This window comes from Shewanella sp. Choline-02u-19 (assembly GCF_002836205.1).
Taxonomy (GTDB): domain Bacteria; phylum Pseudomonadota; class Gammaproteobacteria; order Enterobacterales; family Shewanellaceae; genus Shewanella.
Genome location: NZ_PJBE01000013.1, coordinates 1,714,994 through 1,738,196 on the forward strand (window position 1 = coordinate 1,714,994; position 23,203 = coordinate 1,738,196).

The 23,203-nt window shown below is 43.7% G+C and carries 19 protein-coding genes; 6 read left to right on the forward strand and 13 right to left on the reverse strand.

Annotation, left to right across the window (positions count from 1 at the left end; all coding sequences use genetic code 11):
- Nucleotides 1–294 precede the first annotated feature (294 nt).
- Together CXF83_RS14170 and CXF83_RS14175 are read left to right on the forward strand one after the other, a co-directional pair.
- Entirely contained in the window at nucleotides 295–522 is a 228-nt protein-coding gene (locus tag CXF83_RS14170) for a PGPGW domain-containing protein (protein WP_101091076.1), read from the forward strand.
- 232 nt (nucleotides 523–754) lie between these two features.
- Complete coding sequence (locus CXF83_RS14175; RefSeq protein WP_101091077.1) at nucleotides 755–1,747, forward strand: cytochrome-c peroxidase; 993 nt, start codon at nucleotides 755–757, stop codon at nucleotides 1,745–1,747.
- A gap of 87 nt (nucleotides 1,748–1,834) precedes the next feature.
- Here the strand turns inward: CXF83_RS14175 and CXF83_RS14180 are convergent, their stop codons facing one another.
- Entirely contained in the window at nucleotides 1,835–2,194 is a 360-nt protein-coding gene (locus tag CXF83_RS14180; protein WP_101091078.1) for a DUF6508 domain-containing protein, read from the reverse strand.
- Between the two features lie 700 nt (nucleotides 2,195–2,894).
- On the reverse strand, nucleotides 2,895–3,800 hold the full coding sequence (locus tag CXF83_RS14185) for a LysR family transcriptional regulator (protein WP_101091079.1): 906 nt from the start codon (nucleotides 3,798–3,800) through the stop codon (nucleotides 2,895–2,897).
- A 158-nt stretch (nucleotides 3,801–3,958) separates the two neighbouring features.
- Between CXF83_RS14185 and CXF83_RS14190 the strand changes: the two genes are divergently transcribed.
- The 3 genes from CXF83_RS14190 to CXF83_RS14200 all read left to right on the forward strand — a co-directional run bounded on the left by CXF83_RS14190 (nucleotide 3,959) and on the right by CXF83_RS14200 (nucleotide 7,074).
- Nucleotides 3,959–5,119: a homogentisate 1,2-dioxygenase gene (locus CXF83_RS14190; protein ID WP_101091080.1), complete on the forward strand. Its 1,161-nt coding sequence runs from the start codon at nucleotides 3,959–3,961 to the stop codon at nucleotides 5,117–5,119.
- A gap of 64 nt (nucleotides 5,120–5,183) precedes the next feature.
- On the forward strand, nucleotides 5,184–6,227 hold the full coding sequence (gene hppD, locus CXF83_RS14195) for a 4-hydroxyphenylpyruvate dioxygenase (RefSeq protein ID WP_101091081.1): 1,044 nt from the start codon (nucleotides 5,184–5,186) through the stop codon (nucleotides 6,225–6,227).
- Nucleotides 6,228–6,453: 226 nt separating this feature from the next.
- On the forward strand, nucleotides 6,454–7,074 hold the full coding sequence (locus CXF83_RS14200) for a LysE family translocator (protein WP_101091082.1): 621 nt from the start codon (nucleotides 6,454–6,456) through the stop codon (nucleotides 7,072–7,074).
- A gap of 35 nt (nucleotides 7,075–7,109) precedes the next feature.
- Here CXF83_RS14200 and CXF83_RS14205 read toward each other — a convergent pair whose 3' ends face one another.
- Entirely contained in the window at nucleotides 7,110–8,324 is a 1,215-nt protein-coding gene (locus CXF83_RS14205) for a GNAT family N-acetyltransferase (RefSeq protein WP_232775114.1), read from the reverse strand.
- A 223-nt stretch (nucleotides 8,325–8,547) separates the two neighbouring features.
- On the opposite strand from CXF83_RS14205, the gene ggt reads away from it, so the two are divergent.
- A complete protein-coding gene (gene ggt / locus CXF83_RS14210; protein WP_101091083.1) occupies nucleotides 8,548–10,299 on the forward strand; it encodes a gamma-glutamyltransferase in 1,752 nt (583 codons plus the stop codon).
- A gap of 89 nt (nucleotides 10,300–10,388) precedes the next feature.
- On the opposite strand, the gene CXF83_RS14215 is transcribed toward ggt, so the two are convergent.
- From CXF83_RS14215 to CXF83_RS14255, 10 genes are all read right to left on the reverse strand, one after another.
- Nucleotides 10,389–13,565 (reverse strand): NAD(P)-binding protein, encoded by a 3,177-nt coding sequence (locus CXF83_RS14215; protein WP_101091084.1) that lies wholly within the window; start codon nucleotides 13,563–13,565, stop codon nucleotides 10,389–10,391.
- A 529-nt stretch (nucleotides 13,566–14,094) separates the two neighbouring features.
- A complete protein-coding gene (gene nqrF / locus CXF83_RS14220) occupies nucleotides 14,095–15,312 on the reverse strand; it encodes an NADH:ubiquinone reductase (Na(+)-transporting) subunit F (protein WP_101091085.1) in 1,218 nt (405 codons plus the stop codon).
- Between the two features lie 55 nt (nucleotides 15,313–15,367).
- Entirely contained in the window at nucleotides 15,368–15,976 is a 609-nt protein-coding gene (gene nqrE / locus CXF83_RS14225; protein WP_101091086.1) for an NADH:ubiquinone reductase (Na(+)-transporting) subunit E, read from the reverse strand.
- Nucleotides 15,977–15,984: 8 nt separating this feature from the next.
- Nucleotides 15,985–16,608 (reverse strand): NADH:ubiquinone reductase (Na(+)-transporting) subunit D, encoded by a 624-nt coding sequence (locus CXF83_RS14230; RefSeq protein WP_101091087.1) that lies wholly within the window; start codon nucleotides 16,606–16,608, stop codon nucleotides 15,985–15,987.
- 3 nt (nucleotides 16,609–16,611) lie between these two features.
- Nucleotides 16,612–17,385: a Na(+)-translocating NADH-quinone reductase subunit C gene (locus CXF83_RS14235; protein WP_101091088.1), complete on the reverse strand. Its 774-nt coding sequence runs from the start codon at nucleotides 17,383–17,385 to the stop codon at nucleotides 16,612–16,614.
- On the reverse strand, nucleotides 17,385–17,534 hold the full coding sequence (locus CXF83_RS22545) for a hypothetical protein (RefSeq protein WP_157822907.1): 150 nt from the start codon (nucleotides 17,532–17,534) through the stop codon (nucleotides 17,385–17,387). Before CXF83_RS22545 ends, CXF83_RS14235 begins: the two co-directional genes overlap by 1 nt.
- The gene (locus CXF83_RS14240) at nucleotides 17,524–18,738 is read right to left on the reverse strand and encodes an NADH:ubiquinone reductase (Na(+)-transporting) subunit B (protein WP_101091089.1); all 1,215 of its coding nucleotides are present in this window, start codon (nucleotides 18,736–18,738) and stop codon (nucleotides 17,524–17,526) included. The genes CXF83_RS22545 and CXF83_RS14240 overlap by 11 nt, the downstream gene beginning before the upstream one ends.
- Nucleotides 18,738–20,099, reverse strand: a complete 1,362-nt coding sequence (locus CXF83_RS14245; protein ID WP_101091090.1) for a Na(+)-translocating NADH-quinone reductase subunit A — start codon at nucleotides 20,097–20,099, stop codon at nucleotides 18,738–18,740. Before CXF83_RS14245 ends, CXF83_RS14240 begins: the two co-directional genes overlap by 1 nt.
- A 624-nt stretch (nucleotides 20,100–20,723) precedes the next feature.
- On the reverse strand, nucleotides 20,724–21,989 hold the full coding sequence (locus CXF83_RS14250) for an ABC transporter permease (protein ID WP_198553547.1): 1,266 nt from the start codon (nucleotides 21,987–21,989) through the stop codon (nucleotides 20,724–20,726).
- On the reverse strand, nucleotides 21,986–23,173 hold the full coding sequence (locus CXF83_RS14255; protein WP_232775196.1) for an efflux RND transporter periplasmic adaptor subunit: 1,188 nt from the start codon (nucleotides 23,171–23,173) through the stop codon (nucleotides 21,986–21,988). Before CXF83_RS14255 ends, CXF83_RS14250 begins: the two co-directional genes overlap by 4 nt.
- Nucleotides 23,174–23,203 lie beyond the last annotated feature (30 nt).

Here is a 23,203-nt window from a genome sequence, read left to right on the forward strand (position 1 = left end):
TTAAATGCTCTCGTGATGACTCACTGTCATTACCACCTATTTTAGTCAATAGTGCCGATATCACCAAGGTCACTGTACAAAACAATGTTATCGCTTATTGGTTATAAAGAGTCAATTTGGACTAAAGTGGCTCTTGAAGATGCAAAAACAAACAGAAAAGGATTTGTTACAGTTAGGTCAAGAACTGCAGATTAAATGCGCATATACTAAACGCTATAACGCTAAATGAATGAACCTGCGCATAACGCGTCATGCATCTTTTAGCTGCAAATACATACACCCTTGGAGTCAAAGATGTTAAAAAGAGCACTTATCACCATTGTGGGTGGTTTATTAACCCTAACAGGTGCAGCACTGATCATTCTGCCAGGTCCAGCTTGGTTGCTTTTACCTATTGGCTTAGCCGTATTAAGCATTGAATATCCTTGGGCTCATCGTTGGCTAAAGAAGAGTCAAAACCACATGAGTAACACCGCTCGCTGGCTCGATAGAAAAATCCTGCTGCGTAAGATGAAACGATAACAACCATTATGTTACTCAATGGTGATAACCATCACCATTTCTAGGGCAAAAGGTAAATCACTGCAGCCACCCCTACCAAGGCTATTGTCAATAGTCTGCGACCAAGGTCGCAATAAATCAATCCAAACTAACGATAGCCTCAATCGAAACAAAGCGTTACCTACTATAAAGATAACTATTTATTATGGCCTTAGAAATATAACCACAATTATTGTAAGCTTATAGGATAACCATGCTAAAACTGACCACACTCACTATCGCTATTGCAGCAATCTGTTCTGCTAGTTCATTTGCAGCAAGTGAACCTATTGAAATAATCCCCGCAGCGGTCATCACTAATCCAGAAAAAGTTGAACTGGGTAAAATGCTATTTTTCGAGCCTAGACTGTCTAAGTCTGGTTATATCTCATGCAACTCTTGCCACAACCTATCACTTGGCGGCGTTGATGCTCTGCCAACATCTATTGGTCATCATTGGCAGCAAGGTCCTATAAACTCACCCACAGTATTGAATGCTGAATACGGCTTAGCCCAATTTTGGGATGGCAGAGCTAAAGATTTGCAAGAGCAAGCCGGTGGTCCGATTGCCAATCCTAAAGAGATGGGCTTTAGCCATGAACTCGCGGTTGATACTATTCGCTCTATGCCAGCGTATCAAGCACGCTTTGCCAGCGTGTATCAAACAAACAATATCAGTATTGATGCCATAACGGATGCCATTGCTGAATTTGAAAAGACACTAGTAACACCTAATGCACCTTTCGACCAATACTTGCTTGGCGATAAAAGTGCCATTAATAGCGATGCTAAAGCCGGCTACCAGCTTTTTAAAGACAAAGGATGTGTCAGTTGCCACAATGGACCAGCCGTTGGCGGGACGATGTACATGAAGATGGGGCTAGTAAAACCTTTCCATACAAAGAATCCTGCTGAAGGACGAAAAGGGGTTACGGGTAAAGAAGCCGATAAATCTGTCTTTAAAGTACCTACGTTAAGGAATATAGAGCTAACCTACCCTTACTTCCATGACGGCAGTGTATGGAACCTTGCTGACGCCGTGAATACCATGGCAGATATTCAACTAGGTCAAGCTTTAACAGCGACAGAAACCAAGCAAATGGTGTCGTTTTTAAATTCACTTACAGGCGAGCAACCACAGATAGTCTTACCTATATTACCACCTTCAACACCGAATACGCCAAGACCAGTGCCTTTTGCAGACTAAATAATCTAAACTCGATTTAAAATATGATTACAGCAAAAAGTCGCTAAATGCGGCTTTTTATTTTCAAATTAATGTTCTACCTACTCGTTACATAACAGGTTCAAAAGATAATGCTTTAAATCGTTCTGCAATTGCATTAAGCACTCCTTGGCGGCGCATATTACTCAATACACCGGGACTAAATCGGTCTAATCTCGACATGGCGGTGACCAATAACTGGCACTCATATAACGTGGCGTCGGCAATATACTCAGGACGTTCAACCATATAACTATTGTTATACCACTCATCCCATTTAAAGCTTTCGAGTAATAATCCTTCACGTGCTAGATCAGCCACAAACTCTTGTAAACGTTTGTCCGACACAAAATGGTTACCAATAACAAGATCTTTAGCATACTCATTATATAAACCAGTAGCGTGGCTCTGTATTGTTGAGTTGTTCATACTGTACCTCCGTTTAGAACTGGTCTTTTGCCTCGGTGTATAGAGGACAAATATGCAGAATGTGTAAACATTCATTTGCATAAGCCATACCAGCTTTTAATGAGGTAATTCTAATTGAAGGTAACTGAACACAACCTTAACAACGGCTAGTCAAATTAAACTATTGTTATAAAAGAAATAAATACAGTATCATTAAATAAATCCGTTTTCTCAATACGCTATAAAGCGTTAATAAAGCATCACTGAATACCTAGAAATCTTATTTTGGCCGCCTTACTCAAGTCCACTTTCAACGGTTATTGCAAGATGTAGTCGCAATTTGCAATAACGATACTAAAGCTTGATGAAGCCTAACATTGAGCCGCTACAAAATTTACCCCCCGCTGAATGATGTTATTACTTGTTGCCAACACATCTGCTCGACTCCCGCTTATGTGTTGGCTAAACACGATAAGGACGACAAACAAAAAGGTAGAAAGAGGAGAAGCTCTGCCGCCTGAATGGCAGAAGAAACTCAAAGCAGAAGACAGATTAGGCAATAATCAATTTTAAAGAGCTAGGATAACGGCACCTGTAGACTCTTATGGCAACATAGCCATAGAGAGTCATCGATTAATCTTAATCGTAAGATCAGAGAGAGAATCGACATTAGATTAAAGATAACTTACACCCAAGTAAAAACGTCATCCTTAATAAATGATTAAGTTGATGCGGGCGGGTCTTCGGCATTAAACTCCTCCATTATCAACTCGGTAAACAGACGCCCTGCTTTGCCGAGTGGCCGCTCCATGGTAGAGACCAATTGCGGCGTAAAGCTGTAGCGGTTACCACCATTGAAATCGACTTCGGCTAACTGACCACTGGCTAGCTCCTCTGTTATCAAAAAGTCTGGCATCCATCCAAACCCTAATCCCATCAACAGAGCATTTTTTTTCATAATAAAGCCCGAAAGATAGAACACCTTATCACCACCAAACTGCAGCTCATCGCGGTATCGTTTCTCGGGTGAAGAATCTTCAATGGTTAATTCAACATGACGTTGCAGTTCAAATAGGCTGATATTTTTTTCGCTGGCCAAGGAGTGACTATTGGCAACAACCAAAATACTGGTAATTTGCGGTAAGGCTTGCGGCCGGTAATTGGGACCCGTTCGATAATCTTTAACCAACATTAAATCGGCACTGTCCCGTTCGAAGCGATCCTGTACGCCGCCCAAAAACTCCATATTCAATTGTACTTTTGTGGGTATTTGCTGCTCAGCCATTCGTTTTAGTGCCCGCATAATTGGCTTCATTGGCAATGCACCATCAACCACTAGCTCCAACTTGGGTTCCCAGCCCTCACTAAATCTGCTGGCTAAATGCTCAATATTTGCTAGGTATTGCAGCAACCTTTGGCCTTCAGCCAAGATAACTTTGCCCTCTGGCGTTAATTCTGCGCGGTATTGATCGCGACAAAAAAGATTTACACCTAGGTGTTGCTCTAGCTTTTTGACTTGATAGCTCACTGCCGACTGCGCTTTGTGCAATCGCTCTGCAGCCTTAGCAAAACTGCCTTCTTCGACTAAGACTTGCAGTACTTTAAACGCATCTACATCAATACGCATTTGGCTCTCCTAGCGTAAACACAAACATACCATCTATTTTTTAGATGGAGATAGAGTAATTATTATTCTTTTTTTTGCGGGTGTTAGCAACTAAATTGATACCTAGATCACGTTATCGACTAGATAAGTGCAATGTGCACATTACAAGGAAAGCCAGTATGCCATTTTATGTGAAGCAAGGGAGCATTCCCACAAAGCGTCATATCACATTTAAAAAAGACAATGGGGAGCTCTATCGTGAAGAGCTCTTTTCAACTCATGGCTTTTCCAATATCTACTCCAATAAGTATCACCATAATATGCCGACCAAGGCATTAGAAGTTGCACCTTACAGTCTGTCTCATGGTAAGGACTGGCAAGACTCTTTAATTCAAAACTATAAGCTTGATACTAAGCTGGCTGATAGTGAAGGTAACTTCTTTAATGCTCGCAATAAAATATTCTTCAATAATGACGTTGCGATGTACACCGCTAAGGTCACAGAAGATACAGACGAGTTTTATCGTAATGCCTATGCTGACGAAGTGGTGTTTATCCACGAAGGTGAAGGAACGCTTTATAGTGAGTATGGCGCTTTAGCGGTTAAAAAGTGGGATTACTTGATTATTCCGCGCGGTACCACCTATCAATTGAAATTCAGTAATTATAGTACTGCCCGCCTATTTGTTATTGAGTCTTCAACCATGGTTGAAGTGCCAAAACATTTTCGCAACGAATACGGACAGATGCTCGAGTCGGCGCCTTATTGTGAACGAGATATCCGCACTCCTGAGCTACAACAAGCTATCGTCGAAAAAGGCAATTTCTCTTTAGTCTGTAAGTTCGGTGATAAGTATCAACTGACCTCGCTAGAGTGGCATCCATTTGATTTAGTCGGTTGGGACGGTTGTGTATACCCGTGGGCTTTCAATATCCAAGAGTATGCGCCGAAAGTGGGTAAAATCCACCTTCCACCATCCGACCATATTGTCTTTACAGCGCATAACTTTGTGATCTGTAACTTTGTACCACGTCCATACGATTTCCACCCTCAATCGATTCCAGCGCCCTACTACCATTCAAATATAGATAGTGATGAAGTGCTCTATTACGTTGATGGCGACTTTATGAGCCGTACCGGTATTGAAGCGGGCTACATGACATTGCATCAAAAAGGGGTGCCTCATGGACCACAACCGGGTCGCACCGAAGCCTCAATAGGCAAAACAGAAACCTACGAATACGCAGTGATGGTCGATACTTTCGCCCCACTCAAATTAACTGAACATGTAAAGAACTGCATGAGCATCGACTACAACCGTTCTTGGATTGAAAGCTAAGCAATTAACCAAGCACACCGGCCGTCAACGTAATGGCTAGTCTGAATTGATAAAGGATATAACAATGGCAAGCGAAAAAAACCCACTAGGCCTACTCGGTATTGAATTTACTGAGTTTGCGACATCTGATCAAGATTACATGCATCAGGTATTTATCGATTTCGGTTTTTCTTTGTTGAAGAAATCTAAGTCAAAAGATATTTTGTACTACAAGCAAAATGACATCAATTTTTTGCTTAATACTGAGCGTAAAGGGTTTTCTGCTGAATTTGCTAAGAGTCATGGTCCAGCCATTTGCTCAATGGGCTGGCGTGTTGAAGATGCTAACCTCGCCTTCGAAGGTGCAGTAGCGCGTGGCGCCAAGCCTGCAACTGATGCAGCATTGAAAGATATGCCATACCCCGCCATTTATGGCATTGGTGATAGCCTTATCTACTTTATCGATACCTTTGGCGAGTCAGACAACATTTATGCCACTGACTTTGAAGATTTAGATGAGCAAGTAATCACTCAGGAAAAAGGCTTTATTGAAGTCGACCACCTAACCAATAACGTCTACAAAGGAACGATGGAGCATTGGTCAAACTTCTACAAAAATATTTTTGGCTTTACCGAAGTACGTTACTTTGACATTAAAGGCTCAAAAACCGCGCTTGTTTCTTATGCGCTACGTTCGCCTGATGGTAGCTTCTGCATTCCGATCAACGAAGGCAAAGGCAGTGACAAAAACCAAATCGATGAATACTTACGTGAATATGACGGACCGGGTGTACAGCATTTAGCTTTCAGAAGCCGTGATATTGTAGGCTCTTTAGATGCGATGGAAGGTTCATCAATTCAAACTTTGGATATTATTCCTGAGTACTACGAGACTATCTTTGAGAAGTTACCCCAAGTCACTGAAGATCATGACCGTATTAAACATCACCAGATCCTGGTTGACGGTGATGATGATGGTTATTTACTGCAGATTTTCACCAAAAACCTGTTTGGTCCTATTTTTATTGAGATCATTCAACGTAAAAATAATGAAGGATTTGGTGAAGGTAACTTTAAAGCATTATTTGAATCAATTGAACGTGATCAGCAACGACGTGGCGTACTTTAATACAGCACGTTAATTAAAGTGCTGGCATAAGAACGTTTATAACACCTTACCTCTCCATGATAAAACCAGCTATAGCCTTATCAATTGGCTAAGCTGGTTTTTTTCTGCCCCATAGTCTCCATATTTATAACTCGTTTGTATCCAAAGCTCATCATCTTCTCTACAATGACGCTTCCGTTTGCCCCAAGCGACTAAACCCTTTTAAACTCACGAGACTTGCCACGCCATGCCTGATATCGCTTTACTCGCCGTATTTTTACCGACCTTCTTTTTCGTCTCAATTACACCCGGTATGTGTATGACATTAGCCATGACACTTGGTATGAGCATTGGTGTTCGCCGCACTATGTGGATGATGCTAGGCGAGTTGGTTGGTGTCGCATTAGTCGCTTTAGCGGCGGTCATGGGAGTTGCTAGCATTATGCTCCATTACCCTGAGATGTTTGCAGTACTCAAGTGGGTTGGCGGTCTTTATCTCGCCTATATTGGCGTTAACATGTGGCGTTCGAAAGGAAGAATGGCGTTAGTCGAAGGTCAAACTGCACCGAGTGTTGGCAATATAGAGCTGATGACACAAGGCTTTATGACCGCGATTGCTAACCCCAAAGGGTGGGCTTTTATGGTTTCGCTATTACCGCCATTTATTAGCGTAGAGCGCGAAGTTGCGCCACAGCTGCTAGCCCTACTCAGTATTATTATGCTTACCGAATTCACCAGCATGATGGCCTATGCCACCGGCGGTAAAAGTTTACGCGTCTTTTTAAGTCGCGGTGACAACATTAAGTGGATGAACCGTATTGCAGGTTCGCTAATGATTGCGGTCGGCTTTTGGTTGGCGTTAGGCTAGGAGGAGCTAGCTAGGACCAACAGCTTCGCTATTTCTTAGCTGGGGTCTTGTCGATAAGGTAGCTTGCTGGTTAATTGCTGCATATAAGTTTTAATATTGTCAGCTTCCTGAAAAGTAAAGTTTTCAATCGCACTGCGAAACTCAGGGTGAATAACCTCGTGAGTAGAGTATGTCGCCATAGGCTCAAAACCGCGTGCGACCTTATGCTCACCTTGCGCGCCTGCGTCAAACACGGCTAAATTGTGGGTAATGCAGTATTCAATGCCCTGGTAATAACAGGCTTCAAAATGCAGCCCATCTATATCGACTAAACTGCCCCAGTATCGACCATAGAGATGCGTTGTTGATTTAAAATACAGCGCAGAAGCCACCACTTCGCCTTCGATGTCATGCACCAACAATAACAAGATATTTTCAGGCATCGTTTTAGCTATCGACTCAAAAAAAGCCAAGTTTAAATAACCGGAATGCCCTGAACGTTTTGTATAGGTTTGTCGATAACAGGCATAAAAGGTATGCCACATTGCTGTCGTCGCTTGCGCTGCATTGATAAATTCAAAGCGCAGCTCGTGTGGCGTCAATTTAGCGCGTTCTTTGTTAATGTCTTTACGCTTACGAGATGTCAGTGCCGCTAAAAAATCATCAAAATGTTGATAACCTTTATTTTGCCAATGAAACTGAGTACTGAGTCGTTTCAAGCAAGAGTGGCTGTCTTCAGCAGATTTTGACATCTCTATGAACTGCTCTTTTGGCAGGAATAAACAATGCCAGCTAGAAAACCCATGCTCCAATAAACTGCCATCAAGCGCTTTTTTAATTACATCCCACACTAATGACGGTTGAGTAATATCACTGGCAATACCGATACGTTTGCCTGTAACTGGGGTAAATGGAATAGCAGAAACAAGCTTTGGATAATAAGGGATTTGATGTTTATCGTAAGCCTCAGCCCAAGCCCAATCAAAGATATACTCCCCATAGGAGTGTGTCTTAATGTACAGCGGCATGACAGCAATGATCCGAGAGGACTGACGCACTAACAGATGTAACGGAGTCCAACCCGTTTGCTGACTGACACAGCCACTTTGTTCTAGCGCCGCTAAATAAGCGTGTTGATTAAAGGGATTATCATCATCCATTAAATCATCCCAAATACTCGCATCCACAGCATCGATAGCGCGAATAAACTCTAAGCTTAGATCCAACGCTGCTCGCGGTGGCGGAGCCACTTTTAACTGATTTTTGTCCAAACTTAATCCCTGAGCCTTTAATAAAACTGATGTTAAATAAGCCAGTTAGCGCCTAATGCTGCACCTTTAGCCTATCGCTATTGCATTTAATTGCGATAAGCGTCACATTGCTAAACTCAAATGAAGAGTTGAACTCAAGACCTAGAGTTAACCTGGCGCTAACGTCGAGTTAACCAAGAGATTCAACCGCAATAGACAATACAAAAAATACAAAGGATTGAAAATGCGTATGTTTAAGAGCTTAGCATTTGCCATCTCCATGGCAATTCCACTCACAACTCTAACATTAACCGCCAGCGCCCCGCTATCGGTTAATGCTGCTGAAACTTCCATATACAGCCATATGGCAACAGCTCTCCCCGTATGGGCCGAGCACGGTATGGTCGCGAGCCAAGAAGCATTGGCCACAAGGGCGGGGGTTGAAATTCTTAAACAAGGTGGTAATGCTGTCGATGCTGCTGTTGCCGTAGGATTCAGTCTTGCTGTGACTCTGCCGCGCGCCGGTAATATTGGTGGCGGTGGTTTTATGTTGGTTCATTTAGCCGAACAGAACAAAACCATCGCAATTGATTATCGTGAAATGGCCCCTGCTAGCGCGCACAAAGATATCTTTCTCGATGAGAATGGCAATGCCGTCAATAAACTTAGCCGTGAGCATGGCTTGGCGGTTGGCGTACCGGGCACCGTCATGGGTATGGAATTGGCATTACAAAAGTACGGCACCATGACCATGACGCAAGTGACTCAGGCCGCGATTAAAATGGCTAAAGATGGCATCATCGTCACGCCCGATCTATCATCCTCGTTAACAGGTTTAAAAAGACGCATAGCACAGTGGCCAAGCTCTGCTGCAGTGTTTTACAAAAAAGACAATTCCGACTATCAAATTGGTGACACGCTTAAACAGCCAGAGCTAGCTCACTCGCTATCACTCATCGCAACACAGGGCAGTAAGGGCTTTTATCAAGGTGAAACAGCTGAGAAAATTGTCACAGCAATTAAAGCGGCTGGCGGGATAATGACCCTTGATGATCTAAAAACCTACCAAGCTATCGAAAGAAAGCCCGTAACAGGCAATTACCGAGGCTACCAAGTGGTATCAATGCCGCCTCCCTCCTCTGGCGGAGTGCATATTATTGAGATGCTCAACATACTCGAGCAATACCCTATTGATAAGTTAGGTCACAATACCGCTGCCACTTTGCATTTAATGACAGAGGCGATGAAAAGAGCTTATGCCGACCGTAGTGAGTATTTAGGTGACCCAGACTTCGTCAATGTTCCCGTCGAGGCTTTGACTAACAAAGATTACGCTAAAGCCTTAGCTAAAAAAATCAACATGAATAAGACCACGCCCAGCAGTGAGATAAAACCAGGTAACATAGCGCCTTATGAAAGTAATCAGACCACCCATTATTCTGTCGTGGATAAGTGGGGCAATGCAGTTTCTAATACTTACACGCTCAACTTCAGTTATGGCTCAGGTCTAGTCGCTAAAGGAACGGGGGTTTTACTCAATAACGAGATGGACGACTTTTCAGCAAAACCAGGTGTACCCAACGGTTTTGGCTTAATTGGCGGAGACGCAAATGCGGTTGAAGGCAGAAAACGCCCCTTGAGTTCAATGAGTCCGACGATGGTGATGAAAGACGGTAAACCTTACATCATCACTGGCAGTCCAGGCGGTTCACGCATCATCACCACCACCTTACAAGTAATAATGAACGTAATCGACCATGGCCTGAACATCGCAGAAGCCACTAATGCTGCGCGTATTCATCACCAATGGTTGCCCGATGTGCTACGTGTAGAACATACGTTAAACCGCGATACTCGCGACCTACTTGAAGCCAAGGGACATCACATAAAGGTGAATAACTCGATGGGTTCAACTCAATCAATTATGGTCACTGACCAAGGTATTTTCGGTTCATCGGACCCTCGCCGAGCGGGCAGCGAAACCGTCGGTTACTAACGCATAAGAGATAATAAAAGGCGCTTCAACATTGGTTGAAGCGCCTTTTTTATTGCTAGCCTAACGTCATTTTATACACAGAAAAGAGCTTAAAAGTCTTGCTCACCTTTTATCGCTGTTGGAAAACCGCTAATGGCTTTGGAGGTTTGCATTCCGGCCATTGTTGCCGCTTCAACACAACTGGCATTAATGCCAGTTTTTATCCAATCGCCAGTGACGAAAAGGTTATCTATCCCCGTACCATCAGTTGCGATACGATACTGCGTACTGCCTTTTACTGACATCACATAACGCTCAGACGGGTCGACATTGGCTCGCCAGTATTGGCTATCAAACCTCGCTACGCCAGAAGCCCCACTCTCATCATGTAACCACTTCCATGGGAATGATCCTGCTGTATCAGCCAGAGAACTGCCCGGCGTAGGAACATTGCCCCAGAGTTTATAGATTTGATGAGTAAGCTGGCCAATGGCCCCGGCTTTTGCCTCTAATGTCTTTTGAGTTTGAAAATCGATATCACTGCTCGGTGGATAACTATCGACAGGTAAAGCCGAGCAAAAGTAACTGGCATTTTTAGGTTGTATCGCTGGCCAGTCTTCTTTATCGATAAGGTGAGTTAATGATGCCCACGTATCAAAAGGTTCTGTAAAGCCAGACAGCACTGGCTCTTCACCATTATCAGGTGTTAAAGGCCAACCGATCCCGGCTAAATCTTGATCCATCCACAACTGATAAGCCTGCGTTGCAACCGTTTTGACTTTATCAACACTTAGGCTTAATGCTTCGCTCTGTGCCATCACTTCGCTGGCTACATGGGGTACAGAGCCTATTGAAAGGCCAAAGATAACTTTGTCAAAATCCTTGCCCTTAACCAAGCGCTTTTTCGGTAATGCATGGCCATAGTGTGACTGGTACACCTCGTCCCAATTGCTCCAAAAATGCTCCAAGTTAATATCATGCTCTTGCATTAACTGTGCTTGAATAGGCTCCAGCTGGTCTAAATTTGGTTTGCTAGGCCAACAATCTAAGCCTTTCACATCCACCAGTGGTGAGTATGATTGCAGCCCCTCTTTTAAAGCCACTTGCTCGGTGATCTCAATCGCCTGAATACTGGCATTTCTGCATTCAAGGTTGTCGACTTTATTGAAGAAATGAAAATTAACGCCACGGCGTTTAAGCACTTCATAATAAGGCGTAAACACGGTATCGCCCATACCTGCTTGCATCTCCCACATCACTCCGCCTTGATAGCAAAGCGCAATGCGCATCATAGACCGAATAATCGTCCCTGCCTCAAGATTCGGTTTGTCAAAGTTGCCTTTTTCATAAGCAAACACCAGATCATAAAAACCACGTACTGGTGCAGAATCAACCGTGAATGTTTGGTTAGCACCGTGCTTGGTTAGCCACTCTCGATAATCATAATCATTGATCACATCAAAACCGTGCTTGAACACGTCATCAACGAACATACCTTTCAGAATGGTCAAACCCAAATCCGCAGCAATATACAAGCGGCGCAGCTCATCATTGGTTTCTAATTTGTCGACAAAACGCTCTTCTAGGCGTGCTCTGAAGGCATCAACCGCGGACTCGACAAAACCGCCTTCATCTTCAGTATCATGATGATGTGCTTCACAGTCACGACCGATCATTTGATTGAAATGACATTCCAACTTATCGGCAAGTGATGACAAACTCTCTTTTGCGTCATCAATTGAGTCTTCAATGCTGTCGTTTAGCTGTTCAAACCATTCACGACTGAACCAATGCACTGGCCTTGCAGACTCTTTAGTCGCAGCGGTATCTTCATTTTCTAGTGCATCTAGCAGATCGTCCATCTCAGTTAACCAGTGTCGGATCCAGCTAAACGCCGCCTTGACCACTTTCCACAGTGTTAGCACTTCAGTACTGTCACCAGGCAAGCCATTACGTTCAGGAAATTGAATAGGCCAACTATCAGAATCACCACCCACATCTTCTTGCAGCACAATAAAATTATGCGGTTTAAAGGCATCTAAAAAAGTTGCGAGTGGTGCCCCCGCTGGTCTATCAAGTTCTTCGTACGCTTTACGCATTAAGCTAAAGGCATTTTGATAGAATCCAAACCATATATGCAGGCCATGCTCTTCAATACGTTGGCCTTTTTCAGCATTACGCCCACTGGCACCTTTACCGCCAATACGCCAGCCCATTTGATAAACATCTATCTCATAACGATTTTGCCAACCTGGTTGCTCCGTTAGGCAAACTGCAGCCGTCATTGCTGCAACGCCGCCTCCCAATATCGCGATTTTCTCTTTTTTAACGATCGAGTTATCGACAAGTACCTCGCCTTGCGGTACCTCAAAGTCGAAGTTAACATGGTAAGGCAACAGTACATGCTGCTCGCCCAGCTCAACACCAAGTGAGTCTTTAAATGAGAATGAAGCATTGTCAAAAATGGTCGCCAGCAAGTCATTTTCTAATAACGCAATGGAATGCACTTTATTCACTTTGGCTGGCGCTGCGGTAATGGCTTGATACACCGCTTTATTACCCGCGCTATCCGGTAACTGCTTGAGAAACACTTGATCGATTGCAGGTTTAAACAACAAACTAAACAATTGATTTTCACCCAGCTTATCAAGCTCAGGGATAAAGTCAGTCTGCGCTTTAAATAAGTCCCATGTCTGGCTAATCGCTTCTAATGTCGATAGTTGTTGCTCTTCCGCTGCCTCGCAATCAACGCTAAGTAGGGGGTGAATGGCAAGTTCACTCTCCGCTGAGAACACCTTAAAGCTTTTAGCAGATAAGCTAAGCTTCGTTAGCGGCGCTCCCACCTCAGGCATTTCGTACTCGCACATGTATTTGGGATAGCCAAAAAGCTCACGGCCATTAATTAATGCCATCGCGTCGTTGACAAAAATATGTAACGGGTGGAAGTAAACATGACTCACATCATCACTGTCACTGCTGTTTTGCCTCCCCACCATCACCCAAGTGACAATATCAGTTTCTTGGATCCAGCCTTTATCTCGATCTTGAGGATCCTCAGAATAGGCTTTTTCTACCCGAGTAAAACTGGTTAACACATAGGGTGATAACACTTTGAAATACATGGCACTGCAAGCCACTTGATTAAGACAGGTATCGATAGATTTTTGCAGATTTGCCATTTTGCCTTTTAAGAAAAAGCCGTACATATCCGCTTTACTTAACATCAGTGGTGAGTGCATTAACATTGAGCCAGGGGGATAGATAAAATTGGGGCGTTGAGCGTCCATTGCCAGTTTCCTGTAAGTTCCAGAGTAAAAGTAGTTAACCCCTTATTAAACCAGTAAAAACACTGTTATACCAATGCCATTAAATATGTGATCAATTCAGAGCTCTCTGAAGGCTTTCAATGCTAAGCACATTGTTGAAAAAATGGTTATGCCCTTTCGAGACAATGCAACGCACGAATGGGAGTCCTGAGAAGCTCACAAATTTACTTCATGCTGCGCATGTGGCGTTCGATATGCACAACATTGTCTATTTTTTCCAAACGAAATAAGACATGCCCTTTCTCCATAAAGCTCAGATGAGGAAGCTATAGTAACGCAGGAGCAACAATCCACTCACTTGCCTACAGTGATTGAGATCACTCGCATAGTGAGGAACTATTTAGTAGCGTGGGTATTAAACAATGGCAATACGTTTCTGCTCTGCCACGTTACATCTCAGTCTAACATCGAGTAAGTTTGTAGCTTGCAGTCAATAAAAAAACGCAGCCAATGGGCTGCGTTTTTATTGTTTTAAACGATTGAGATTTGCTTAGTCACCAAAATCATCGAGTAAAATATTTTCAGGTTCCACGCCTAAGCTTTCAAGCAAGTGGATCACTGACGAGTTCATAATTGGAGGGCCACACATGTAAAACTCACAATCTTCTGGCGCTTTATGATCACGCAGATAGTTTTCAAATAAGACATTGTGAATAAAGCCGGTGTAACCTGTCCAGTTATCTTCAGGTAACGGATCAGACAGTGCCACATGCCAAACAAAGTTTTCATTCTCTGCAGCAAGCGCATCAAAATCCTCTTGGTAAAACACTTCACGTGTTGAACGAGCGCCATACCAGAAGCTCATCTTACGCTGAGTTTTTTTACTCTTAAGTTGGTCGAATATGTGTGAACGCATCGGTGCCATACCCGCACCACCGCCAACAAATATCATTTCAGCATCCGTTTCTTTGACAAAGAACTCGCCAAATGGACCTGAAATCGTCACCATGTCACCCGCTTTCAGGTTAAAGATATACGACGACATCTTACCCGGTGCCACTTTATCATTTGGCGGCGTAGCAATACGCACGTTCAGCATGATGGTGCCTTTCTCGTCTGGATAGTTAGCCATTGAGTATGCACGTAGCACTTCTTCATCGACTTTAGAGACTAACTTAAAGAGGTCGTACTTAACCCAATCATCACGATATTCAGCTGGAATATCGAAATCAGCATAGTTAACTTTATGTGCCGGCGCTTCAATTTGAATGTAGCCACCTGCTTTGAAGAGTACGTCCTCTCCTTCAGGAAGTTTAAGCAGCAACTCTTTGATGAACGTCGCAGTGTTATTATTTGAAATAACCTCACACTGCCATTTTTTAACACCAAAGATCTCCTCTTCAACTTCGAGTTCCATATCGGTTTTCACAGAGACTTGGCACGCTAAGCGACAACCTTCCTTCGCTTCTTTCTTACTGATATGATCTCGCTCGGTAGCCAAAATATCACCACCGCCCGATTTAACGGTCACTCGGCATTGGCCACACGTTCCGCCGCCACCACACGCTGATGGAATAAAGATATTCTTACTTGCGAGTGCCCCGAGTAATTTATCACCCGCTGAAGTTGAAATGCTTTTCTCTGCATCATCATTAATACGAATGTTGACATCACCCGTAGACACCAATTTACTTTTGGCGAACAAAATCACCATGACCAAGATGCTAACCACAACGGTGAACATACCGATACCAATTGCCATTTCCATCGAATCTACCTTTTGTTTAATTCGTTTTCATTAAGTCGTTTTATTGCTAACAGACTTAAATAGAAATACCAGAGAAAGCCATAAAGCCTAACGCCATCAAGCCTGTGGTAATAAAGACAATCCCAATGCCTTGCAGACCTTCTGGTATTGCATGGAATTTCATCCGCTCTCTAAGTCCTGCGAGCATGACAATGGCCATCGCCCAACCAAAGCCTGAACCTGCTGCAAACACCACGGACTCGCCTAGATTGTAATCGCGGTTAGCCATGAAAATAACTCCAGCAAAAATCGCGCAGTTTACCGTCAGCAAAGGTAAGAAAATACCTAAAGAGTCATAAAGTGCAGGAATGTACTTATCTAAGAACATCTCTAGGATTTGCACCAGCGCAGCGATAACACCGATAAAGGTGATTAACTGTAGGTAGCTCAAGTCCAATGCTGGATATCCTGCCCATACAAGTGCACCAGGCGCTAAGATATTGGCATAAATCAACTGGTTAAGAGGGACAGCTAAGACCATCACAACGATAACCGCAACACCCAATCCGAAAGACGTCGATACTTTTTTAGATACCGCTAAAAAGGTACACATTCCCATAAAGAACGAGAGCGCCATATTGTCGATAAACGCCGCCTGAATAAACAGGTTTATATAATGTTCCATATCGCTTACTACCCTCGTTTACGCTGAATGACGTTTATTGACCAAATCATTAAGCCAATTAAGAAAAACGCACTTGGCGGTAACTTGAACATTTCATTGGCTAAATACCAGCCACCGTTTTCAACAGTCTTTAGAATTTCATGCCCAAATAAGGTGCCGCTACCCAAGAGTTCACGTACAAACGCGACGCCTAATAAGATAACGCCGTAACCCATAGCATTACCGACAGCATCAACCACGGCGAGATGCGGCGGATTCTTCATGGCAAACGCTTCTGCGCGTCCCATAATGATGCAGTTGGTAATAATCAATCCAACGAATACTGAAAGCTGACGTGATAATTCATAAGCGATGTCTTGCAATACCATATCCACGATAATCACTAATGAAGCAATAATCGTCATTTGCGCAATAATACGAACACTATTTGGGATCAGAGAACGTATGCTTGAGATAATGAGGTTTGAAAACACCAATACAAACGTCACGGCCAATGTCATCACCAATGCAGTTTGCATTGAATTACTGACGGCCAGTGCCGAACAAACGCCAAGTACTTGCATGGCGACTGGGTTATTACTAAAAATGGGACTGGTTAAAATGTCACGAGTCGATGCAGTTTGAGTACTCATCAATTACCCCTCCGACGCTTTTAGCTTATTAAAGAACATTTCGAATCCTTGAGCGCCAAACCAAAACTGTACTGCTCGCTGAACGCCACGACCGGTCATGGTTGCACCACTAACGGCATCAACGCCATGTAAGTCGCCCGCTTTAGCCCCCCCTTTAACAATCTTAAATGAGACCTTACCGTTAGCATCAAAAATTTGCTTACCATGCCATTTATCAGTCCAATCTGGATCATTAAGAAAGTCGCCAATACCAGGGGTTTCACCATGCTCATAAAACACCACGTTTTCTATTGTATTAAAGTCGGATTGCAGCGCAACATAACCGTATATCATCGACCATAAGCCTTTACCGTAGATAGGCACCACGACGCTGGTTAACTTGCCATTGTCGTCAAACACTTTGAACACTCGCGCTTGATCAGCACGGGTCTTAATTTTTGCTTTATCTTTCTTTCTCTCTAGCTTACTCGACGTTTCTGGATTTATCGCCGCCATACGCTCGTCAAAATCAAGCACTTCGGCATTGGCTTCAACAACCCCCGTATCAAGCGATACCAACATCGATTTAACGTCTTTATCAAAAATGGCTCTAAAGTCTTTATCTGCGATATCGACATCTGCCGCGATTAATACATTACGCTTAAGTTCATCACGCTTTTTTACCAGCTTGCGCTCTTTAAGTAGCTCTGCTGTGCCAGTGATCATAAATGAGCACAGTAGGCATAGGGTTACCGTAAAAATCATGGTGCCCACAAATGAATCTTTCTTAAATGCCATTACGCTTTATTCCTCGTATTGACCTGCTTTGCACTTGTTGGCGTACGATAAAGTAGGTACTCAAATATCGCTTCCCAAAGTTTTGCTAACAACATTGCTGGCATTGCCACTGCGGGTAAGTCAGCTTTCTGATTAGGTTTAAAGGCCATTGCGTTTAAGTCTCCGTTTAATATTGGCTTTAGCCACGAGATAATCGAAGATAGGCGCCCACAAATTAGCGAACAATATTGCCAGCATCACGCCTTCAGGCATTTTGGGATTAACCACACGAATAAGCACCGTCATAAAGCCAATGAGCAGACCATAGGCCACCTTACCTTTACGGGTATAAGACGTTGTCACCGGATCGGTTGCCATAAACATCATCGCAATCGCAAAACCACCCGTGACCAAGTGCCAAGTCCATGGCATGGCAAAGAGTTCATTTTTAGACGAGCCGATAATATTGAACAAGGTTGCTGTCGCTATCATGCCGGCTAATACACCCGCAACGATACGCCAATCGGCAAGGCGAGTAAGGATTAAAAACCCACCACCAATAAGTAATGCCAACGTGCTGGTTTCACCAATTGCACCAACGGTAAAGCCGAAGAATGCGTTCCACCAATTAGGGTCGGTAAATGCTTCGTACCAAGCGTAATCTGCAAAGCTTAAATCGCCTGCAGCGGTTTGCATCAGTGTTGTTGCACCTGAGAAACCATCGACCGCAACCAATTGAGTCACCGCGGTGACTTGTGATGGATAGGCAAAGTAGATAAAGGCAAGACCTGCAAGCGCTGGGTTAAGGAAATTATATCCCATCCCTCCAAACACTTCTTTTGCCATTATTATGCCAAACGTTATCCCCATCGCGACTAACCAAAGTGGTGTCGAAACCGGTAAAATTAGCGTAAATAGCAGTGCAGTAACAAAGAAGCCTTCGTGTAACTCTTGGCCACGCACTTTAGCAAAGACCATTTCCCAAAACAGACTTACCAACAGCGCCGTTAAATAGATAGGGGCATAAAGGCTTAGACCGTAAACAAATAGGCCAAAAAAACCAGTTTGCTCTGTCATTCCACCAAAAACAAAATTAAAGGGGATAAGCTGCCAAATATCGGAAGCCACTAGACCTGATGCAATCGCGATTTGCGCTTGTAAGCCAATATTGTACATGCCGAACAATATTGCTGGCAGTAAGCACAAGCCAACAATCGTCATGGTTCTCTTTACATCAATTGCATCACGTACATGGACTTTGCCTTTAGTGCTGCGACCATTTGCAACTAATAAAGAGTGCAAGTAGCCTCTTACTGAGCTGCCCGGTGCATAATAATCTTCTTGGATATCAGGCTTTTTATCTTGCTGACTCATCAACCTTCCCTCTCAATAATTTCTAAGCAAGCACGTAACTCTTTACCAAAGTCGTACTTACCAGGACAAACAAAGGTGCACAACGCGAGATCTTCTTCATCGAGTTCGAGTGCTCCCAAAGCTTGTGCTTCATCTGTATCTCTAACAACGAGATCGCGGACCAAGAGTGTTGGCAATATATCCAGCGGCATCACTCTATCTAATTGACCGAAAGCCATCATGGCGCGAGCCGAACCACCGGTGTGGGTGGTGAAGTCAAATAGTTTCTTAGCACCCTTAAAGCGAGATGTTACCGCTCGGGTAATTGAAAACTTCTCAGAACCGCCTCTGATCCAAGGCAAGACCTGATGTTTTGAATCTTCTTGAAGGACGCTAATTTGATTATGGAAACGACCAAGAAAGTCATGCGCACCGAATGCAGTATGCCCTGATAGCACCGAGCCAGAGACCACACGAGAGTTGCCCTCTGTGAGTTCACCGGCAACCACTTGGGATAAACATGCGCCGGTTTGAACGCGGATTAATCGAGGTTCAATCACATCTGGCCCCGCGAGTGAAACGACGCGGTCGGTATAAATTTCACCCGTTAAGAACAGCTTGCCGTAAGCGATGACATCCTGATAACCCAAATGCCAAACCGGACGCTCAATACTCGCAGATAAGATAAAATGAATATGAGTGCCGACAAGCCCTGCTGGGTGCACGCCAGTAAAACAATGATTGCTTACATGCGCTAAATCGCTACCAGGTAGTTCTGCACCCGGCGCCTGACACAAATGGACTTTACCATCGGTTAGGTGACCCAGTACTGCGATACCGGCAGCGAAAGATTCAGCTTGTTCAGCAATAACAATACGAGGGTCTGCAGCCAATGGATTGCTATCCATTGCGCTGACAAAAATACCTGAAGGCGCAGTGTCTAACTGAGGTACTCGAGAGAACGGGCGAGTACGCAGCGCTGTCCACAGACCACTGTCGACTAATTTAGATTGCACTTGGCTGCGTTCTAGCGCGGAGATATCGTGACTCATACCAAAGTTAATAGCATCACCTTGGTTACATTCAATGACGATAGATTGAAAAAGTCTACGATCGCCACGGTTGATAGCGATGACTTTACCGCTAGCAGGAGCGGTGTACTTTACGCCAATGTTCTTTTTATCTTCCAAAAGAACCTGACCTTTTTGCACGAGTTCGCCAACTTCGACTAGCATCGTCGGTTTTAGGCCAACATATTCCTCTCCGAGAAGGGCAACATGGGAGCAAGATTTGCTAGTGTTAACAACTTGCTTCGGTTCTCCTGCAATAGGCACATCAAGGCCTTTTTTCACTGTTATAACTGGGTTTGAATAACCTGTCATCACAAACATCAACCGTTAAATAATTGGATGACTAATAGTAGTTGTTTGTTAACTAATATTCCACGTTTAACATCACACTTTACGGTCGATTTCGTAACTTACATACAGAACACCCTAATCTCGAGCTACATTGACACTATTACGCTGTAATTAATTAATACAAACTTGACGTAATGTAATTTTACAACACAAAGTATTGATCACTATCAGCTCTAGAGTTGCGTTCTAAAAGACCTAAAATAGATTTTTTTTTGTAAACCGATAGAAATTTCAACAGCCGTGACATTACCCCCTCGAAATAAGTTCAAATCACTACCACAACACCAATAACTAGTCGTTTACGCTTTACTATAAAATCCTTCTTCTTTGATGATATCTAATAAAGCGACACAAACTTGAAAGTTTACTCATGATATAAAACAGAGCACTTTTTTTGCCAGAAAAATGGCTATTTTATTGGATAACAATGATAAAAGTTGAGAATTTAGCGGTGAGTCTAGCGCTGATGTGTAGGCACCTTAAAATAGTGTTATCTAGGTTAGATATCATCAATAAAAAAGGGCAATAAATTTATTATTGCCCTTTCACAGGTTACTTTTATCGCTCCACTAGTCTATAAGCGATTTAATCGCGCTGTAGCGCAACAATAGGGTCTAACCTTGCCGCCTTTTTTGCAGGGTATAGACCAAAGCCAACCCCTATCGTCATACAAACCCCTAAGGCAAGCACAATGGCAAAAGGAGACCAAGCAACAGGCCAACCTGCGGCAGTGGAGATAACCAATGCCAGCAATAATCCAACCCCGATACCGATAATGCCACCGGTGGCTGATATTGCGATACTTTCAATAAGAAACTGACGTGCTATATCCTTGCGCTTGGCACCTAAGGCTCTTAATAGCCCTATTTCACCAGTTCTTTCTAAAATGGTCGCTAACATAATATTCATTATGCCGATGCCGCCCACAAGCAAAGAGATCCCTGCGACGCAGGCCATCACGATATTAAATATTTGTTGGGTTTTTTGATGCTGCGCTAGCAGGTCCGCTGGCACCACTACATCAAAGTCTTTTTCCCCACCATGACGGCGATTGAGCAGATGTTGCACACTTTTAGATGCCAATGTGGGGTCAATGCCGTCAACAAGTGCTAATTTAAAGGAGTCCAGCTCATCTTCTAAATGTTTAAACTGCATCTTTTTTAATGCTGTACTAAGTGGGATAAAGACTTGGTTACGCTCGCCACCCAATTTAACACCTTGAATCGTTGACTTGGTTCCCTCTTTCTCAGACAAAACTCCCACCACCGTAAACCACTGATGGTTAACTTTAACTAAACTGCCTATCGCACTGCCCTGTGGGAATAGGCTCCGTGCCGCCTCCGGCCCAAGTACGGCCACTTGCTGAAAATGCGACTCATCAGCCGCATTAAGAGTGCGACCCTCTCCTAAATCTAATGCACTTAAATCAAAGTAGCTTGGCGTTACGCCCAGTACTTTTGCATCGCTTCGACCTTTCAAACTAAACAAGCTAAATACTTTGACGTTCTTTTCTGCGCTCCAGTTTTCAACAAAAGGTAAGGTATCATTAGCACTCTCGATATCCCTTAGACTTAAGCCAATACTATGTTCGCGTATTGATTTTAATGCTTCGCCCTCAGTTGCTCTGGCGTTTACAACGAGGTTGTTCACCCCCATTGATTCAATCATCTTTAACGCTTCACGCTCAGCGCCTTCGCCGACACTGAGCATCGCGATAACCGCACCCACACCAAAAATCATGCCTAGTAAAGTTAATAGGGTACGTAACTTATGATGACGCATCTCATCGAAGGCTTGTTTAATACCGTCCCAGTAAATCAACATATTTGCCGATGGTTTATTACCCGTCATACTCGATTCCTTTTCGGCGGCGTGGTAAGGGCGATAGTATCGCCTTGTGTGAGGCCTTCGGTAATAACAGTACGATTTAAACTGCGGTTACCTGGCGCTACTTTCTGCTTTATAAAGCCTGCTGAGGTTTTTAAGTAAACCCAATACTCACCTGATTTCTGGAATAAAGCTTGATTAGGCACCGTGATGACGTTTTTAAGATCTAATGCATGAACATTGGCGTTAACTTGTCTGCCGGGTTGCATCACTTCAACCAAGGTTTTATCAATACTCACGACCATCTCAAAATAATTAACCGGACTGTCTTTCTCTTTCGCTTTTGACAAAGCATCAAGCTGGGACACGGTGCCATGTATCGGCATTTCAGGGTAAGCATCGAGATATAAAGTCACCGATTTACCCACCGCTAAACCCAATGCTTCAGACTCAAGCACATACAACTTGGCTTGCATCTTTGACGTATCAGGTAAGGTACCGATTGTCATACCGGACCACATCATATCGCCCACTACAGGTGGTACCCCGCTCCAACCTGGTTTAGCCACAAATACCCCATCATGAGGTGCGATAATCTGCATTTGATTTAGGTTATTTGAATAGCGAGTCATTTTCGCCTTATGTCCCTTCTGCTTAAGCTTAATCAACTCCTGCTCAGCTTGTGCTTGAGAACCATGCTGATCGATGCCCCAGTTATAAAACATCATTTTTGCTTCTAAATAATCTTGATTACGCATCTGGTCGATAATGTCTATCTTGGTATACACTCGCTCATCTTCGCTAAAGAAGCGGTCAGCGAGCTCGCGTTCCTGCCCCGTTAACTTAGTATCTGTTGTTAAAGTCTTATCGATAGTGTTGTCTTTCTCTGTTTGGATCTGACTGTCTAAGCCTAAGCGGTCAAAGTCCAACTTCTCCATTTCTAAGCGATAACTCTCACGTGTTGAGTCCATAGTGGCAACGACATCACCCGCTTTTACATTGCTAAAGTTATCCATGATCCACGCCAGAGATTGTGGCCCTCTAAGCCCGGATGGCACGGTTACGGTAGTTGAATTACTGGCCTCTAACTCCCCTGCTGCAGGGATATCAACCTTAAAATCGGCGGGCGCGATTTCAAGCGTCAACACGCCATCACTAGATTGTTGACTACAGCCTACGGTGCCAATTAAAAGCAATGTGCTTACCATGCTAATCGCGATACGGATTGCAGCCGAGTG

Excerpts from the sequence above, each read along its gene's own strand:
- CXF83_RS14240 (WP_101091089.1), bottom strand. The coding sequence starts at position 18,738 with ATGAGTCAGCAAGATAAAAAGCCTGATATCCAAGAAGATTATTATGCA.
- CXF83_RS14245 (WP_101091090.1), bottom strand. The coding sequence starts at position 20,099 with ATGACAGGTTATTCAAACCCAGTTATAACAGTGAAAAAAGGCCTTGAT.
- CXF83_RS14215 (WP_101091084.1), bottom strand. The coding sequence starts at position 13,565 with ATGGACGCTCAACGCCCCAATTTTATCTATCCCCCTGGCTCAATGTTA.
- CXF83_RS14250 (WP_198553547.1), bottom strand. The coding sequence starts at position 21,989 with ATGACGGGTAATAAACCATCGGCAAATATGTTGATTTACTGGGACGGT.
- CXF83_RS14185 (WP_101091079.1), bottom strand. The coding sequence starts at position 3,800 with ATGCGTATTGATGTAGATGCGTTTAAAGTACTGCAAGTCTTAGTCGAA.
- CXF83_RS14255 (WP_232775196.1), bottom strand. The coding sequence starts at position 23,173 with ATGGTAAGCACATTGCTTTTAATTGGCACCGTAGGCTGTAGTCAACAA.
- CXF83_RS14235 (WP_101091088.1), bottom strand. The coding sequence starts at position 17,385 with ATGGCATTTAAGAAAGATTCATTTGTGGGCACCATGATTTTTACGGTA.
- hppD (WP_101091081.1), top strand. The coding sequence starts at position 5,184 with ATGGCAAGCGAAAAAAACCCACTAGGCCTACTCGGTATTGAATTTACT.
- CXF83_RS14230 (WP_101091087.1), bottom strand. The coding sequence starts at position 16,608 with ATGAGTACTCAAACTGCATCGACTCGTGACATTTTAACCAGTCCCATT.
- CXF83_RS14170 (WP_101091076.1), top strand. The coding sequence starts at position 295 with ATGTTAAAAAGAGCACTTATCACCATTGTGGGTGGTTTATTAACCCTA.
- CXF83_RS14180 (WP_101091078.1), bottom strand. The coding sequence starts at position 2,194 with ATGAACAACTCAACAATACAGAGCCACGCTACTGGTTTATATAATGAG.
- ggt (WP_101091083.1), top strand. The coding sequence starts at position 8,548 with ATGCGTATGTTTAAGAGCTTAGCATTTGCCATCTCCATGGCAATTCCA.
- nqrE (WP_101091086.1), bottom strand. The coding sequence starts at position 15,976 with ATGGAACATTATATAAACCTGTTTATTCAGGCGGCGTTTATCGACAAT.
- CXF83_RS22545 (WP_157822907.1), bottom strand. The coding sequence starts at position 17,534 with ATGGCCTTTAAACCTAATCAGAAAGCTGACTTACCCGCAGTGGCAATG.
- nqrF (WP_101091085.1), bottom strand. The coding sequence starts at position 15,312 with ATGGAAATGGCAATTGGTATCGGTATGTTCACCGTTGTGGTTAGCATC.
- CXF83_RS14175 (WP_101091077.1), top strand. The coding sequence starts at position 755 with ATGCTAAAACTGACCACACTCACTATCGCTATTGCAGCAATCTGTTCT.
- CXF83_RS14200 (WP_101091082.1), top strand. The coding sequence starts at position 6,454 with ATGCCTGATATCGCTTTACTCGCCGTATTTTTACCGACCTTCTTTTTC.
- CXF83_RS14190 (WP_101091080.1), top strand. The coding sequence starts at position 3,959 with ATGCCATTTTATGTGAAGCAAGGGAGCATTCCCACAAAGCGTCATATC.